General features: G+C 48.1%; 12 protein-coding genes. All 12 read left to right on the forward strand.

The window, feature by feature from the left end; genetic code table 11:
* Nucleotides 1-45 precede the first annotated feature (45 nt).
* Entirely contained in the window at nucleotides 46-3156 is a 3111-nt protein-coding gene (locus AC58PV_RS14825) for an MMPL family transporter (RefSeq protein ID WP_497432991.1), read from the forward strand.
* 144 nt (nucleotides 3157-3300) lie between these two features.
* Nucleotides 3301-3513, forward strand: a complete 213-nt coding sequence (locus AC58PV_RS14830; protein WP_068661682.1) for a hypothetical protein — start codon at nucleotides 3301-3303, stop codon at nucleotides 3511-3513.
* Between the two features lies 1 nt (nucleotide 3514).
* On the forward strand, nucleotides 3515-5062 hold the full coding sequence (locus AC58PV_RS14835) for a spore germination protein (protein ID WP_497432992.1): 1548 nt from the start codon (nucleotides 3515-3517) through the stop codon (nucleotides 5060-5062).
* Between the two features lie 18 nt (nucleotides 5063-5080).
* Entirely contained in the window at nucleotides 5081-6181 is a 1101-nt protein-coding gene (locus AC58PV_RS14840) for a GerAB/ArcD/ProY family transporter (protein WP_497432993.1), read from the forward strand.
* Nucleotides 6165-7391 (forward strand): Ger(x)C family spore germination protein, encoded by a 1227-nt coding sequence (locus AC58PV_RS14845; RefSeq protein WP_497432994.1) that lies wholly within the window; start codon nucleotides 6165-6167, stop codon nucleotides 7389-7391. Before AC58PV_RS14840 ends, AC58PV_RS14845 begins: the two co-directional genes overlap by 17 nt.
* 210 nt (nucleotides 7392-7601) lie before the next feature.
* Nucleotides 7602-8534, forward strand: a complete 933-nt coding sequence (locus tag AC58PV_RS14850; RefSeq protein WP_497433112.1) for an ABC transporter permease — start codon at nucleotides 7602-7604, stop codon at nucleotides 8532-8534.
* An 18-nt stretch (nucleotides 8535-8552) separates the two neighbouring features.
* Entirely contained in the window at nucleotides 8553-9434 is an 882-nt protein-coding gene (locus AC58PV_RS14855) for a carbohydrate ABC transporter permease (protein ID WP_068661685.1), read from the forward strand.
* Nucleotides 9435-9544: 110 nt separating this feature from the next.
* On the forward strand, nucleotides 9545-11134 hold the full coding sequence (locus tag AC58PV_RS14860) for an extracellular solute-binding protein (protein ID WP_497432995.1): 1590 nt from the start codon (nucleotides 9545-9547) through the stop codon (nucleotides 11132-11134).
* 88 nt (nucleotides 11135-11222) lie between these two features.
* Nucleotides 11223-12260 (forward strand): response regulator transcription factor, encoded by a 1038-nt coding sequence (locus tag AC58PV_RS14865; RefSeq protein ID WP_497432996.1) that lies wholly within the window; start codon nucleotides 11223-11225, stop codon nucleotides 12258-12260.
* Nucleotides 12260-14116, forward strand: coding sequence for a cache domain-containing sensor histidine kinase (locus AC58PV_RS14870; protein WP_497432997.1), 1857 nt, complete (start codon nucleotides 12260-12262; stop codon nucleotides 14114-14116). Before AC58PV_RS14865 ends, AC58PV_RS14870 begins: the two co-directional genes overlap by 1 nt.
* 101 nt (nucleotides 14117-14217) lie before the next feature.
* Entirely contained in the window at nucleotides 14218-14985 is a 768-nt protein-coding gene (locus tag AC58PV_RS14875) for an SDR family NAD(P)-dependent oxidoreductase (protein ID WP_497432998.1), read from the forward strand.
* Complete coding sequence (locus AC58PV_RS14880; RefSeq protein ID WP_497432999.1) at nucleotides 14982-17018, forward strand: heparinase II/III domain-containing protein; 2037 nt, start codon at nucleotides 14982-14984, stop codon at nucleotides 17016-17018. Before AC58PV_RS14875 ends, AC58PV_RS14880 begins: the two co-directional genes overlap by 4 nt.
* Nucleotides 17019-17265 lie beyond the last annotated feature (247 nt).

Below are 17265 nucleotides of genomic sequence, written 5' to 3' on the forward strand. Positions count from 1 at the left end.
AATAATGAACGCTTGTTTACTAACAGAGTGGAGGAGAAAAGAGAGATGAAATCCATTATTAAATGGCGTTGGGCGATTCTAGCCGTGTGGTTGGTGGCGACCGTGTTGCTGACGGTTTTCCAACCTAATGTGAATGCGATCCTGGGACTAAGAGGGCAAGATCCGCTGCGCAGTGACGCACCTTCCAAGGTGGCATCAACGATCCTGAACAAAATTAATGGGGTCGAGGGCACGAGCGATATCGTGGTTTTCCATAACCCGAATAAGCTGTCAGATGCGGATATGAAGGCGATCGAGGCAGGCATTACCAATATGAAAAGTCATCAAGACCAGCTTGGCTTCAATCAGTTGATTGATCCATTTACCATGCCAGAGGCGAAGTCTTCGCTAATTTCTGAAGATGGCACGACGTTAATGGCGAGCTTTTCGTTGGACAAAAGAGGGCGTCACGTCGAGGACATCAAGGTAGAGTTTGAAGATGTGCTGAAAGACGTGAAGGTCGAGTATTACCTCTCAGGAGAGGACTTCATTCAGGATGATTACATTAAGACTTCCGAGTCAGGTGTTGAAAAAAGTGCCGCGTTAACGGTTATTTTCATCCTAGCAGTCTTAGTCATCATGTTCCGTTCCGTTATTATTCCGGTGGTTTCCTTGCTTGCGGTAGGTATTTCGTACCTCGTGTCCATGGGGATTGCCGCGCAGCTCATCGATAAGTTCAATTTCCCAGTGACGAGTGTCACGCAAATGCTGTTGATCTTAATTCTTTTCGGAATTGGGACCGATTATAACATTCTCTTATTTAATCGATTCAAAGAGGAATTATCCCATGGTTTATCCGTGGATGAAGCGATTATTGTGACCTACCGCACAGCGGGTAAAACGATTTTTTACAGCATTTTGACCGTGTTTATTGCGTTTGCTGCACTGACCTTATCCGATTTCGGTATTTATCAATCAGGTAACGTGGTTGCGATCGGTACGGCGATTCTCTTGCTCCAAATCGTAACGGTGACGCCATTTTTCATGAAAATGCTCGGGAATAAGCTCTTCTGGCCTTCGAAAGGAACAACGGGGCATAAAGAGAGTAAGTTCTGGGCGGGCTTGACGAAAATTGCGGTGAAAAGACCAATTATTACGACGGTCATCATTCTTATTATCACGATTCCACTAGCGCTTGCGAATCATCAGAAGCTATCGTTTGACCAGTTAAAAGAGCTTGGGAATGATCACCCATCTACCAAAGGATTTAGCCTTGTGGCGGATCATTTCAGCCGTGGTCAGGCACTGCCAACGATGGTTGTTATTGAAAATGACAAACCGCTTAATACGAATGAAGGTTTAGCGGCCATCGATAAGGTGACGGAGAAGCTGAAAACCATTCCAGGTATCGATATGGTATCCAGTGTGACTCAGCCGCAAGCGAAACAGATCGATGACCTCTATATTTCGTCTCAAACGAAGACGGTTGCCGATGGCATTACGGCCTCGCAACAAGGTGTTAATCAAATTCGTGACGGACTTACTTTGATGCAAAGCAAACTGGAAGTACCAGATACGTCAAGCGTTGGTCAACTGGTAGACGGCACAAGTCAGGTGCAAGATGGCTATAGCAAGCTGACGACAGCGCTGGATCAGGTGGCTAGCGGTATCTCACAAGGTGCTGGCGGTGCAGGAGAGTTAGGTGCGGGGATTGCTGCACTGAAAGATGGCATGACTCAAGTCGCAAGTAACACGGGTAAAATCAATGATGGTTTGACGCAGCTTGGGCAAGGCTATAGCGCCATGGCAGATGGATACAGCCAGATTGAGGGGCAACTTACAGGTATACAGCAAGGACTTGTTGGGATGAATGGCCTCATTGGCGGGCTTGGCAGTAAGTACAGCCAACTGGCGGCAGATAGCGACTACATCAAGTTAAAGCAAACGGGTGAAGGTCTTGCTTCCGGCCTGACGCAGTTGAGCGGAGGACTTGGGGAGCTTGGCAAGAACGCAGCCAAGCTGAACAGTGCTTTCACCGATGCGACGCAAGGCCTCGCGCAAGTGAACGGCGCTCAGGCGCAGCTAGCAGCGGGACTTGCGCAGCTGGAGAGCGGAGCAGCTGAGCTCGCGCAAGGGCTGAAGCAAGGCAGCGCGGGCAGCCGCGAGATCGCTGCGAACATGGTGAAGCTGAACGCTGCGCTAGGCAGCGTCAAAGACGGTCAGCAGAAGCTGAGCGACGGCTTGTCGGGTCTTGGCAGCGGCATGGGCCAGCTGAAGGACGGCCTTGGTCAGAGCGGCAACGGACTCGGTGACGTGTCCGAGGGGTTGGGCAAAACGAGCCAGTTCCTGACGCAGCTGAACGGCTCGAAAACGTTCTTCATCCCGAAAGAAGCGCTATCGAGCGCAGATTTCGCGAAGTCCTTGGACAGTTTCATGTCCAAGGATCGGACGATGACGAAGATGATCGTCATCTTGAAAGATGATCCGTATTCATCGGCGGCGATGGATACGATTGAAGCGATTAACGCGGAGCTGGCTGCCAGCGTGAAGGGCACAGTTCTAGAGCAAGCGAAGGTCGGCGCGGCAGGACCGAGTTCGACGACGTACGATACGAACAAGGCACAGCTGAAGTCGTTCAATTCCACCGCGATTATCGTAGTCATCGGTGTGTTCATCGTCTTGTTGTTCGTCATCCGTTCCTTCTGGCCAGCGGTTTACATCATCTTAAGCCTAGTGATTTCTTACTATGTGGCGATGACGGCGACGAATGTCGTAACGGATAAAATCATCGGTGCCGATGGGGTTTCCTCCTTCGTACCATTCTTCTCCTTCATCATTATTATTGCTGTCGGCGTCGACTACAGCATCTTCCTGATGATGCGCTACAAAGAGCTTGGCGACCTATCGCCTTCGAAAGCGATCGTGCAAGCCGCCAAGCACATCGGCGGCGTGGTCATCTCGGCGATGGTCATCCTTGGCGGAACCTTCGCCACGCTCGTGCCATCCGGCCTCGTGCTGTTGATCGAGCTAGCGGTGGCTGTCATCGTCGGCCTCATCGTGCTCTGCTTCGTTTTGCTGCCGATGCTGCTGCCTGCCTTGCTGGCTATGCCAGAAGCATTACGTGCGAAGCGTGGCGTGAGCGCGCACAAGGTGTCGACGGAGAGTCGCACGGCGTAATAATCCTAGTCTACATCCATAAGTGCCTTTCCACCTATTGTGGGAGGGCGCTTTTTTTCGTGTTTTAAGTTAAACATAAAGTGCTGGTTGGATAAAACTAGAAGTAAAAGCAGAACCTACTCGTAAAACAAATGGGGGATGGCTATGATTTCTCTGATTGTTGCTCTTATTCTGTTTGTAATCGGCTATCCCAAAAAACGTGCGCGCCAGCAAGATCATAGAATTGTTCCTGCTTATGTTACCCTGTTGCTGATCGCTCTCATTTTTGCTGTCCTACATGCAACCGGAACCTCTTATGTTCTAACGACTGCTCTACAAAATGCAATGAATAGAATTATGGAAAAGGTAGGCGGATAGTTTGTCATTTTTGGGAAAACTCCTCAAAAAATCAGCATCAGGTTCATTATACGGACCGCTGTCTGAAGCTGTTGCGCCATATCTAGCGGAGCAACAATTAAGCGGTCAATTAGAGAAGGACTTACAGTTGATCCAGTCATCGACTCAGAATCCCTCCGATCTAATTGTTCGCGAACTTCTCCTTCAGAAGGGAGATGGCTCAGAAATCCGCGCAGCCGTTCTCTATATTGATGGACTCGCTGAAAAGGATATTGTACACCAATGTGTCATTCTCCCTCTGATGCAAATAGGTCATCATAATGAGGTTACTTTAACGTATATCGAGAAATTTGTGATAACAGCTAGCGGTATAAAGCGCGTAAACTCGCTTGCCGAGAGTATTAAGGGACTGCTTTATTCGAATACGCTTGTTTTACTTGATGGGGTTGCGGAAGTCCTGCTCGTCACATCGGAAGGGTGGGAGCATCGAATTGTAAGCAATCCGACCAGCGAACCGATTATTCGGGGGCCACAGGATGCTTTTAATGAAGTGCTGCGCACAAATACTGCCCTAATACGAAGAAAAATTAAAGATCCTAAATTAGTTCTCTTCCCGATTCAGATTGGCACACGTACGTTGACGGATGGGGTTATCGCGTATCTGCAGGACGTAGCCAATCCAAGCATTGTTGATGAGGTGAAGAGGAGACTGGCTGCCATCGAGACCGAGGGAATTCTAGATAGCGGTCAACTGGAGGATTATTTGGAGGATTCGCCACTTTCGCCATTTCCTCAAATTAGCTCGACAGAGCGGGTGGATAAAGCAGCGGCGGCCATCTTAGAAGGTAAGATTGTCGTTCTTGTAGACGGCACGCCATTTGCCTTATCCATGCCGATCACCTTCACTGAATTTCTATTATCTACAGAGGATTACTACACGAGCTATATCGCAGCTACGATGCTGCGTTGGGTGCGATTCTTAGCGATGATGATGGCACTTATGCTGCCATCCATCTATATCGCGATTACGTCGTATCATCAAGAAATGATTCCGACGGAATTGATGCTTGCCATTGCGAGCAATCGCAGCGGCATTCCATTCCCTGCCTTTGTGGAAGCGCTGATTATGGAAATCAGCTTGGAGCTTCTGCGAGAGGCGAGTCTGCGCCTTCCTGGCACGATGGGCCAAACGATTGGTATCGTCGGCGCGCTCGTGATTGGACAGGCTGCGGTTCAGGCGAATATCGTCGGCCCTGTACTGACGATTATTGTCTCCTTTACGGCAATTGGCGCCTTTGCCATACCGAATTACAATGCATCCTTAGCCATCCGATTGCTGCGATTTCCGATTATGGTACTAGCCGCTGTTTTCGGTATTTTTGGTATCGTGTTCGGCACTAGTGCCATACTCATCCATATGATTCATCTGCGATCTTTTGGCGTCAGCTATCTAGCTGCTTTAACCCCGCAATCGTTAAAATCAGTCGATGACTCCATTGTCTTCAAGAAACCGGGACCATCGCTCAAATATCGTCAATCGTTTCTTGGTCTTAAGAAGCAGAAACCTTAAGTGAGAGGAGGGATATCCTTGTCATCTGCCCATTTAACAACGAAGCAAATTATGATTCTTCTATGCTTTACTGTGTTTGGTACGATTTTTTTTACAATTCCGCGCACGCTAACGCAGGCTTCAGGGCACAGTGGATGGGTATCGATTCTACTCGGCAGCCTGATGGTTATTCCCCTTCTCTGGTTAATCACACAAATTGGTTCTTCTATGCAAGGGATGAGCATTATCGCTTATTGCCTTAGCTTATTCGGACCCTTCTTTGGCCGGGTATTTGCGCTTCTTATTTTGCTGCCGCTGCTATTTCTTTCCGGGACCTCAATTAGACTTGTTGCAGAATTATTCGTTACGCTCATTCTTCCAGAAACGCCGCTCGAACTGATTTCTATCATGCTTATTGTCCTTCGCTACTATTTGGCGAAAGGAGGGATGGCATCTATTGCACGTTGGGGAGAAGTTGTTATGCCTGGTGTTGTTATCTTCCTTATTATTATGTTTGGACTATCCTTTCAAAAGGTGGATACGGAACGCATACTGCCGCTTTTGAATGCTTCCTATATGGATGTGTTTAGGGGGGCTCTGGCCATTTGCAGTGTTTTTTCTGAAATTAGTGTGCTGCTGTTTATTTATCCGCAAATCAAGAACAAGAGCAACATGTTCAAGAAATTGATCTGGATCCTGATTATTGTGATGTTTCTATTCGAGATTATCTTTTTAGTTACGATAGGAACCTACGGCAGTGCGTATACACAAAGGCTTATTTTCCCTGTAGTGGAGTTAATCAAAGATATTGCGATTTTTGATTTTATTGAGCATTTAGAGAGTATCTTCTTAGCGCTTTGGGTGTTCATTAATGTGTCCAAAGGGGCATTAACATTTTATGCCTGTTGTATTGGGACACGGGATTGGTTCGGAACGCAAGATTATAAGGAACTGATGCTGCCTCTTTCTGTGATTATGTTGTATATCTCGTTATTACCCGGCAATATTTACGTATCCATTGTTAATTTTGAAGTCGCGAAAGGAGTCACTTTTTGTTGGTATGCCCTCATCCTTCTCGTCATTGTTTGGATAGCGGGTAAGTTGAAAGCGAGGAGAACCGTGAATGAACAGAATACTTAGAACGGTACTTTTGCTGGGCTTCCTATTGAGCATAAGCACTGGCTGTTGGAATCGCCAAGAACCGGATAAAGTCGAATACGTCCTAGCCGCAGGTATTGATCTTAACGATAAAGGTCAGATCGTTCTTACCGTGCTTACACCTGTGTTAGAGGCTTTGAAGCCAATGAGCGGTTTGCAAGGGGAGCAGAAGAAGACTTTGAGTGTCGTAGGGAATACGACGTTCGAGGCTGTACGAGCTTACATAAAAATAACAGGCAAAAAGCTGTACTGGTCTCATTTGCAAATGCTATTAATTGGGGAATCCGCCGCGAAAACAGATGCGCGATATTACTTTGATTTCTTCTCATCGGATCCCGAACTTCGGGGTACAGCTTATATCGCCACGGTGAAAGGACGTGCGCTGGACATGCTGGAATCCAGTCCAGACATTACAGCGTTATCATCGAATTATCTGAAAGAAATCATCACGAACTCCGATTTGGAGGGGAAAGCTGCCAAGGTGCATCTATCTGAATTTGCTCGAAAGCTTGCACAACCAACAGGTGCTCAGCCCTTCAGTTCGGTTCTTCGTTTAATGGATCAAAGCGAGTATGTCAAGACGGTTGTTGGAATGAAACCCTATGGAGCGTCGGACACACATCAATCTACCTTATTTTATGCAGCGGGAACAGGTGTTTTCTCTGACGGGAAAATGGTAGGGACATTGAATGGTACGGAGACAAGGGGCTTTTTATGGGCAATGGGGACATTAAAAACGGCAATTGTTGTCGTGCCCTGCCCGGATGAAACGGATTGTCACCTATCATTGGAATTATCCGGTGAAAAGGTTAGTAAAAAAAGAGTGAAATATGAGGATGGTAAAGCAAAGATCCATCTTCTAATTACGGTGGAGTTCAATATTGGTGATAAAGCGAGCACCACGTTCAAAACAAATCTCGAATCGATCGCCTATGTAGAGGATCAATTTGCCAAAACCGTTCAAAATGAAATTAAACTGGCTTTTCACAAAGTTGCTGTAGACTATAAGTCTGATATATTTGCTTTCGGCAACAGCCTGGAAGATCGAAATCCCAAACAGTGGAAGCAAATTAAAGATCATTGGGAGAAGGAGATACTGCCGGAGGCCGAACTGGACGTAGAGGTCATCTCTAAGTTACGCAGAACGTCAAGAACGCTCTATTCGCCTTGGGTGAAGGCTGATCATTCTTAACGAGATGTAAGTGAAGGGGACGAAAGGATGCGGTTATTAAGCATGATCGTCCTCTTTGCTTTATTCTCCAAAAACTAAAAAAAACACAAGTGAGTGAAAAGCCATTCCATAGTTGAAAGCGCTATATCAGGGTACGATAGACCCATCACATCGACGAAGATTAGTGAGGGGGGCCAGAGGATGGCGGTCAACGCACAAGCGGTAAAACAGATGAGTGGACGTAAGCAGATAAGCAAAGGCAAGGCCTTGCTGCGAGCGTTTTGGAAGTATAAGGCGTTATATTTGATATCACTGCCGGGCATTATTTATTTCATTATTTTCAAGTATGTTCCTTTGTTAGGTTCAGTTATTGCCTTTCAGGATTACAACATTTTCGACGGCATCACAGGCAGTAAATGGGTTGGTTTTGAGCATTTTACCCGAATGTTCGCACACTATGACTTTCTCAATATCTTAAAAAATACCGTACTCATTGGCGTATATGATTTGCTTCTTGGTTTTCCGGCGCCGATTATTCTCGCCCTGCTCCTGAACGAGCTTCGCGTAGTGTTGTATAAGCGTGTGCTTCAGACAATCGTGTACATGCCTCACTTCCTGTCCTGGGTTATCGTGAGCGGGATCGCGATCGGTATTCTTTCTCCTTCTACAGGGGCTGTGAACCACTTTGTTACGTGGCTGGGCTTCGAACCGATTTATTTCTTAGGCGAAGAATCCTGGATTCGTACGGTATTGATTGGTTCAGGGATTTGGCGAGATTCGGGTTACGGCACGATCATTTATTTGGCTGCATTAGCGGGAATTAATCCCGATTTATATGAAGCTTCGGAGGTTGACGGGGCGAACCGCTGGAGGCAGACGATTTCCATTACACTTCCGTCACTGTTGCCGACGATTATGATTTTGTTCCTTTTGCACATTGGGAAATTCTTAGACTTCGGCTTCGAGCGTGTGTATGTATTCTTGAATCCGCTTAATAAAGAGAATGGTGAAATCTTAGATACGTACATCTATACCGCAGGGTTGCTCGGTCAGCAATATAGCTACACGACGGCGATCGGGCTATTCAAAGCTTTGGTTGGTGTCATCTTCATTGTCACGGGTAACGTATTAAGTAAAAAAACAACGGGTGAAAGCTTGTACTAAGACGGAGGTGAACGCTTTATGAATCGCAAGCCGACAGCCGGTTGGCAAGTGTTTAACGGCTTTAATGTCATATTTCTAACGGCAATTTCTCTCGTGATGCTTCTGCCGTTCTTAAACGTACTGGCTCAATCCTTCTCTTCATCAGAAGCGATCGTAAAGGGAGAGGTTCTCTTCCTGCCGGTTCATTTTACGACAATTAACTACCAATATGTATTCAGTGATCATGCGATCTGGCGTTCCTTCGGGGTAACCGTGTATATTACGATCGTAGGAACACTTATTAATTTGATTGCTACAGCTTCCCTGGCTTATCCAGTTTCACGTCCAGAGTATATGGGTCGCAAAGCTATTGTCATCATGGTTTTGATCACAATGGTGTTTACCGCGCCGCTCATTCCTAACTTTATTTTGATGAAAAACTTACATTTGACGAACTCGCTTTGGGCTTTATTGATTCCTGGTGCGATCAGTGCTTTTAACTTTTTCATTATGCGGTCGTTCTTCCTTCAGATTCCAAGTGAAATCATTGATTCGGGTCGTATTGACGGCACATCCGAAATGGGGATGATTTGGCGAATCGTGCTGCCGCTATCGAAGCCGGTCATGGCGTCACTCGGTATTTTCTACGCGGTAAGCCACTGGAATACGTATCAAAGTGCGATTTACTATCTCAACAAGCCGACGTTATGGCCGTTGCAAGTGAAGCTGCGTCAGTTAATCGTGTCCGACGATATTACGATTGATCCGAATGCCTCCCAATTCAGCGGACTTGCTCACATGGATCCGGAAGGGATCAAAATGGCGACGATTATTATCGCAACGCTTCCGATTATCATTATTTACCCGTTTTTACAACGGCATTTCGTTAAGGGTATGATGGTTGGATCGGTTAAGTCCTAAAAAAAAGACAATTCGAACTAAAGACAGTCCATATTCGCTAAATGTAAACGCTTTTACAATGGAGATATGAAAGTGTTAGTTACCTAGTCGATATGAAAAGAGGGGTAGAAATGAAAAAATGGATTCCCACGACAATGGCTGTCGTATTAATGGGCAGTGTGCTGGCAGCTTGTTCTTCTTCCAAGACTGAGGATAAACCGGCATCTAGTGCTGGTGCGACTACAACTGCTAGCACCAAGCCGGCAGAGAAAACGAAGTTCTCGATTTCCTTGCGTACACTAGCTTTCGGACACGTTGAGAAATCGCCTGACATTAATCAAGATAAATGGGTGAAGAAGCTCGAAGAATTAACAAACACCGATATGAATATCGTACTTGTTCCTCACAAAGAATATGAACAAAAAATGATCCAAATGTTTGCAACGAACGACATTCCAGACGTTGTACAAGGCAGCGGCGGGGTGAACGGGAAAGAGATGGCAGGATCTGTGAAGGCGGGCGTATTCCAACCGCTGGATGAACTGCTGAAGAAGTTTGGTCCTAATTTGCTGAAGAAAGTTCCGAAAGATGCTTGGGATAATGTGACGTACAATGGCAAGATCTATGCGATTCCAGAGTACTTGTCCAATCCATCCCGCCGCGCGATCTTTGTTCGTAAGGATTTACTGGATAAAGCAGGCCTAGGCGTACCGAAAACGGTTGATGAGTACATGGCTGTACTGCGCAAGTTCAAAGAAATGGGCGTTGAGAACCCCTACATGGGCCGTGAGAACTTCAAGTATGCCGATTCTTTCTTCGGTGCTTACGATGTGTATCCGTACCTGTCGATGTTCGAGAAGTCTGGCGATCAAGTTCTGCCGAAATTCTTCGATTCGGAGAACATGATGAAAGCACTGACTACGTACAAAACGATGTTTGACGAAGGCTTGATCAACAAAGAATTCGCAACAATCAATGCGACCGTGTTCAAGAATACGATTCTTTCAGGTAAAGCTGGCATGTGGTCCATGAATGCGAACGAAATGCTGCAATGGGAAACGCAACTCAAAGCAACAGTTCCAACGGGCGATATTGAAATTATTGCTTCCCCAACAGGGCCTGATGGCAAAGGTGGACACTACTTGTATGGTCCAGCACCGCGTGCGTACTTCATCAACAAGAACGTGAAAAATGCGGAGCAAATTATTAAGTTCTACGACTGGATGATGTCCGACGAAGCGGAGAAATTCTTCACATTCGGAATCAAAGACGACACGTACACAGAAGTAGATGGCAAAATCAACTACAAAGCGCCAACCGATCCTGCTGCTGTAGATGAAGAGCGTTACCGTCAATCTTTCTTGTGGCTTGTTCAAGATACCACGTATAATAAGGGCACATTAAGCTTGACAGATGAAGGTAAGAAGTTAATGAACGTGTATGACACAACGTTGAAGAATGAAGGACGCGATGGGTTGAACTTCGAGCCTCGTCTAGAATCTTTGATGAAAAATCCTGATATTTCACCGCTTTCTGATCAAGCGCCTCCGGTTATTCTTTCCCACATGGTGAAAATGGTTTATGGTAAAGAACCGATTTCCGACTGGCCGAAAGTATTGGAAGAGTGGAAATCCAAAGGCGGCAATGAAGTAATCAAGGAAGCAACAGAGAAATTTAATAGTAAAGATTCCGGTACGACTGTGTCGATGCCGCGTAAATAAGCTCAAGTATTGAGCATGCCGCCTCCTCACGTACCCAACGGTGCGTGGGGAGCGTGCATTTCATCCCATTATGAAAGGAGAGTTTCTCATGTACCGCATACTCATTGTCGATGACGAACCGATGATACGCAGAGGATTACAGAAGCTTGTGGAACAATCGGGGCTGCCCATTGAAAGCTTGCGAACGGCTGAGAATGGCGTTGTCGCAATGCAGCGGATTCAAGAGGAACGACCCCACTTTCTTTTTACAGATATTCGCATGCCGAAGATGGATGGTTTGGAGCTGTGTGCGCAAATTGCCGAAATGGATGCCGATATTCAAGTAGTTGTGATCTCTGGCTATGGAGATTTCGAGTATGCCCAGAAGTGCGTGTCATACGGGGTCAAGGAATATTTGTTGAAGCCAGTCAGCATCAAGGGGTTTCAGCTCGTCTTGGAGAAGCTCATTCTGAATAAAAGCAAGGTGAGTTCAGAGTCTTTCGTCGCTGTGACGAAGCTGGAGAGCTGGGCAACTCGATTGGAGCAGGCGGTGTGGATGCTGCGGGAAGAGGAGCTTGACCAAGATCTCGAAGAGATTCAAACGGAGCTAGTGTCCTATAAATTAAAGCTCAATCGTATGAGCGATATCGTGCAGGAGATGTACACGCTTGTTCATGGGCGGCTGACTGTCCGCGATGTGTATATGATTCAGGAGGAGCCTCAGATTTCCCCTTCGTTAAGTGAGGAAGAAGTGTGGCTGTGGTTTACGTCCTCTGTGAAAGGGCTGCTGCAAGAGCTCAAGAACAAGCGCAAAGGCAAACAGAAGGACCCTGTTGAGGAAGCGAAACAGTACATGGAGAAGCATCTGGCGGAGGAGGTTTCCTTAGAAGAGGTAGCTGAATTCATTGGACTCAATCCCTCGTACTTTAGCCAATTGTTTAAGCAGAATACACAAGAAACTTTCGTTCAGTATCGGACACGCAGGCGGATGGAGAAGGCGAAGAAGCTGCTTCAGCAGCCGCATTGGCGAATTACCGATATATCCGGTGAGGTTGGGTATGCGGATCATCCGCATTTTACCAAAACGTTCAAAAAGTATGAGGGTTGTCTCCCCTCGGAATACCGTCAGCGAATGGGGATCCGATAATGAAGAGGAAGTCGCTATCCCGTCAAATCTATGCGTATTTTCTCATCGTGATCGTGCTCTCGTTGGTGTCTGTTGGGGCAGTGTCCTACTGGCAATCCTCGCGAGCGCTGGATGATCAAGTGAAGCAATATATGATGCAGATGGTCGATAGTGCCAACTATCAGACGGACAGCTACTTGCAGGCGTATGAGCTGCTCAGCAATGCCTTTTCGTCGAATTCGGACGTGCGAGCGTTCATGGAAATTAAGCCGGATGATGCGTATGAGTACTATGAATATTCGGATAAAATCAAGAAATTTGCTTTCGCTTCGATGGAATCCATCGTTACGCTGTATAAGCAGCTTAATATGATTTATGCGGCAGGTCAGCACGGTCGTTCTGTTGTTTATGAGAATCAGAACCTGTTCTTCAATTTCGATCCTGTGCTAGTGCAAGAAAAGTTTGAGTTTTTAATGAAAAAGACGCCTGTTAATGGCAAAATCGTGCTGCTCAATATGAGCATACGCCAAGCGGATCAAGGTTCTGTTGTCACCATGGCTCGCACGGTTAGGGGCCCATCCTATAAGGAAGAGAATCGCGGCGTTCTCGCTTTTGAAATCAAGTTAGACGAGTTAGCGAAAACATGGGATCGCGTGAACTTGGGGAAAGACGGCTTTTTTTTCATCGTAGACAATGCAGGTAACTACATTTACCCACGTTCGATGAGTGAACGAAAACCGAATGACGAACTTGCTTCTCAAGTGCTTACGAGCGGCGATCAAACGTTTTTATCCAAATACAACGGGGAAGAGCGTATGTTCGTATCACGCAAATCAGGCTACTACGATTGGAATCTTGTTGCTTCTATGCCTGTGAAAGAGCTTCGTCGCCCAGTTAACACCATCCGGACCACGACAATTATTGTCGGTCTGATCACCTTGGCAGCAGCGTTGTGGCTGGCTTTCCGCTTTGGCCGCTCTATCGTCAGGCCGATCCGGGAGCTCAAAGACAGCATGAGGGAGACGGAAAAAGGGAACTGGCAGTATATCGAAGACGCAGGCCGAAACGATGAGATGGGTGGACTCATTCACAGCTATAACCTGATGGTGACGCGCTTGTCCGATATGATCGAGCGGGTGTATGAGGCCGAGCTAGAGCAACAGAAGAACGCGTTGGAGCTTGGCGAATCGAAGCTCGAACGTCAGAAGGCTGAATTTCAATCTCTGCAGCTGCAAATTAACCCGCATTTCTTATACAACACACTGGAAACGATCAATTGTTATGCGATTGTGCAGGATTCAGGGGAAATCACAGAGATGGTTGAGGCGATGGCTTTCATGCTTCGCTACTCCGTCCAGACCAATTTAGAGGAAATCACAGTTGCGAATGAGCTGAATCATGTGCGGAACTATATGATTATTCTGCAGCATCGGACGGAGCGGGAATTCGAGATTGATGTAGCGATCCCGCCAAGCTTGTTGCTGGAGAAGATGGTCCGCTTGACGTTGCAGCCGTTGATTGAAAATATTTTTCAACATGCTTTTCCAGAAGGTGTGGAAGAAAGGCATAGCATTCGCATTGACGCCCGCAAAGAAGGTGGCTTGTTCCAAGTTTTCATTGAGGACAATGGCACAGGCATGATGCCGGAACGACTAGCCGAGTTGCGCAGAAAGCTGGAGGAGAATCGCTTGGCAGAGCCGGAAGAAGCGAGTACGGGCACCAAGCGTGGAGGCGGCATCGGTCTGATGAACGTCCATCGCCGGATTCAAATGGTGTTCGGCGAAGCCTACGGGCTGTCCGTTGACAGCGAGTGGGGGCGCGGCACCTGCATGACGATGACGATGCCGGAGACGACACGCCCTCGGCTGCGCGGGTAATGGCCGCAGCCTTCGAATTCTTGAGCCACAGACAGGTAGTTACGCTGCACAAGCAGCGATTCAAATACAAAATAGATGTATATCCATGGGAGGATACCATAATGAACATTAACTTAACGGGGAAAATTGCACTTGTAACAGGATCGAATGCGGGGATTGGACGCGCAATTGCGCTAGCTTTGGCTAGCAATGGTGCGAAAGTAGGCGTGAACTGCTTGAGCAATGTAGCGCAAGGCCAGGAAGTCGTTGCTGAAATCCAAGCATTAGGCGGGGAAGCGGTACTTGTACAAGCGGATGTCACGAATGTGGAGCAAATCGACAGACTTGTTAGCGAAGTGGAGCAAGTATTGGGTGGAACGATTGATATTCTTGTCAACAATGCAGGCCACTTGATACAGCGCGTGCCTAATGCCGAGATGTCCGAAGAGATGTATGACCGCATCATGGATGTCAACTTGAAAAGCACAGTTTTCGTGTCCAAACGTGTGCTGGCAGGGATGAAAGAAAAAGGCTGCGGCCGCATCATCAATATGACTTCTGTTGCCGCACATAATGGTGGCGGACCCGGAGGAAGTGTGTATGCAGCGAGTAAAGCAGCCGTGCTTACTTTCTCCAAAGGCTTGGCGAAAGAAGTTGCCGCTAGTGGCATCACCGTGAATAACGTTTCACCAGGTTTCATCGGCAATACGATGTTCCACGCGACGTTCACGACGGATGCTGCGCGCCAAGCAACCATCAACGGCATTCCGCTGCAACGTGAAGGAACACCGGATGATGTCGCTGGGGCAGTTCTATACCTAGCTTCCAATTTAGCAGCTTATGTAACAGGTGAAACGATTGAAATCAACGGCGGGATGATGATGCGATGAGTACCGCGATCCCATTGGCCGCTAAAGTAGAGACATTGACGTGGGCCGGTCACACCGCCCGCAAACTTCAAGAAGAAATCGACAGGCTGCAGCAAGCAGGCAGCCTGGTCGTTCCCGAAGAACCTGGTGGTTGGTGGCACCAGTATGTTTGTCCACACCATCATACCGAACTGATGTTCGATGAGAATCGTGTAGATGCTTCAGAATTTCTATGTCCACATGGCTGCGTCATCACAGGTGATGCTTACCGCGGTGCGTGGCTCGTGTTTAAGCACCAATCCTTGGCGCGCGTGGCGTTGCAATCAGCCGCTGTTTATGCGGCTCTAGGTGACGTCGCTTATGCGCAGATTAGCAAGCGATTACTAGTCGAGTACGCCGAGCAGTTTCCGCTCTATCCCGTGCATCCAGAAGCACAGAGCTGGATGCTGAAGGGCCGCGCGTTCCATCAAGCACTGACGGAGGCAATTTGGTCAACAACGCTGATTCGCGCCTATCTGCTTCTTCGCGATGAGGGTGTTACCTTTGACGCGAAGGAACAGGTAGCCATCGACGTGTTCCTAGACATGTTGGCTGGAAGCATGGAGGAGTACCGCCATATCTTGATTCATGAGCGCAATAATGCGGAGAACAACTATACCGCTTGGCTGAACGCGTCCTTATCTTGTGTATACGCAGCTCGAGGCGAGCAAGCCGCGTTGGAAGCGCTGATTGAAGGCCAAGGCGGCTTCATTCATCATCTATCGATCGGCGTGAAAGCCGATCAATTCGAATTCGAGGGAAGCACGTACTATCACGTCTTCGTGCTTCGTGCCTATCTCATCGCTGCCGAGATGGCGCAGCGCTTCGGCATTGATCTCTACGCCACGACGGGCGCAGAGGGGCAATCCATGCGCGGCATGCTCGAGGCGTTGGCCGACTTGGCCGACGACCAGGGCGCCTTGCCGGCCCTGCACGACGGGCCGCTTGCGCGCGGCCCTTACGCCCGCGAGATCGCTGAGATCGCGGAGCAGGGGCTCGCGATCTACGGCCTCGCCGGCCTCGCGCCCGTGCTGTGCGAAGCGTACCAGCAGCTAGGCGCTGCCGGCAACGAGCAGCTCGAGGCGCTGCTCTACGGCGCTGACCGCGCCGCTGGTGACGCTGAGCCTCGCAGTTCGCGGCTCTGGCCGGACGCTGGCTTCGTCATCGGCCGCATCGCGGGGAACCCGCTGTCGTTCCTCGCCGATTATGGCGAGCACGGCGGTTCCCACGGCCACTACGACAAGCTGCATCTGACGTTGATGCACCGGGATCAAACCCTAACCCCCGATCTGGGGATGGTGCCTTACGGCTCGTCCATGCGCAGATCGTGGTTCGCCGAGACAGCCAGCCACAACACCGTTTCGCTGGCGGGTCAATCGCAGGCGCCGCATGAAGGGCGCCTGCAGCACTACGAAGCAACGCCAACATCCGTTTACGCTTGGCTGCAATCAACAGAGGGCTACGAAGGCTGTACGATGAATCGCCATCTTCTGCTCACAGGAGAATGGCTGTTGGATTGGTTCCAAGTGGAGCTTTCGGGTGATCAACCGCAAGCGATTGAATGGTGGATGCATCCTGTCGTAGCGGTAGAGGCACCACAACAACCACGTAACACAGAGGCTTCCTATTCCTTGTTTATTGCTGAGAAAGTGGACGACGTTACGACGCTCAAAGAGCAACAACTGCCGATTATCAGTGAATTTGTACCTACTTCAGGTGTACTGCAGGCTTCGTACAACCTTACGAACTCAGATGCTGTCATTTACCACGCTGCACGGGTTCAACCAGGCGATGAGATTGTAGCGGTTGGGACGCCAGGCGATGCCGTGGATCCAAGTCGCTCACTTACAGCCATGCTTCATCGTCGTAATGATCGTAGAGCAGATTTTATCCATGTGTATCGTGCGGGGAGTGCAGTTCAGCTATCACAAATTACGGATGATGAAATCAACATAACCATTCCTAACGCTACAATTCGTGTTAAAATGACAGATAAAGGATTGCAAATGGTGTGATTTGTCATTTACCTGACTGATGGCTTCCATATCATGAGCGGAGGCATGTTTGTAACAATAGCGTTGTTAAAACACCTTATTTTGCTAGTTTGGAAGCGAATTTAGGGGAATAGCGTTATAAGATCGCGCTATTTGACCCAAATGGCCGTATTTCGGCTTATTTTGATCCCGTTAACGTTATGTCATCATCCTATTTTTACGTAAAACCCTCATGAGCTGCAAATAGCGTTATCGCATAGCGTTGGCT

The sequence above is a fragment of the Paenibacillus sp. J22FR83 genome, assembly GCF_059691955.1.

Bases quoted from the DNA above. Each gene is read 5' to 3' on its own strand.
- AC58PV_RS14850 (WP_497433112.1), top strand. From the start codon at position 7,602: ATGAGTGGACGTAAGCAGATAAGCAAAGGCAAGGCCTTGCTGCGAGCG.
- AC58PV_RS14825 (WP_497432991.1), top strand. From the start codon at position 46: ATGAAATCCATTATTAAATGGCGTTGGGCGATTCTAGCCGTGTGGTTG.
- AC58PV_RS14880 (WP_497432999.1), top strand. From the start codon at position 14,982: ATGAGTACCGCGATCCCATTGGCCGCTAAAGTAGAGACATTGACGTGG.
- AC58PV_RS14830 (WP_068661682.1), top strand. From the start codon at position 3,301: ATGATTTCTCTGATTGTTGCTCTTATTCTGTTTGTAATCGGCTATCCC.
- AC58PV_RS14845 (WP_497432994.1), top strand. From the start codon at position 6,165: ATGAACAGAATACTTAGAACGGTACTTTTGCTGGGCTTCCTATTGAGC.
- AC58PV_RS14865 (WP_497432996.1), top strand. From the start codon at position 11,223: ATGTACCGCATACTCATTGTCGATGACGAACCGATGATACGCAGAGGA.
- AC58PV_RS14870 (WP_497432997.1), top strand. From the start codon at position 12,260: ATGAAGAGGAAGTCGCTATCCCGTCAAATCTATGCGTATTTTCTCATC.
- AC58PV_RS14860 (WP_497432995.1), top strand. From the start codon at position 9,545: ATGAAAAAATGGATTCCCACGACAATGGCTGTCGTATTAATGGGCAGT.
- AC58PV_RS14875 (WP_497432998.1), top strand. From the start codon at position 14,218: ATGAACATTAACTTAACGGGGAAAATTGCACTTGTAACAGGATCGAAT.
- AC58PV_RS14855 (WP_068661685.1), top strand. From the start codon at position 8,553: ATGAATCGCAAGCCGACAGCCGGTTGGCAAGTGTTTAACGGCTTTAAT.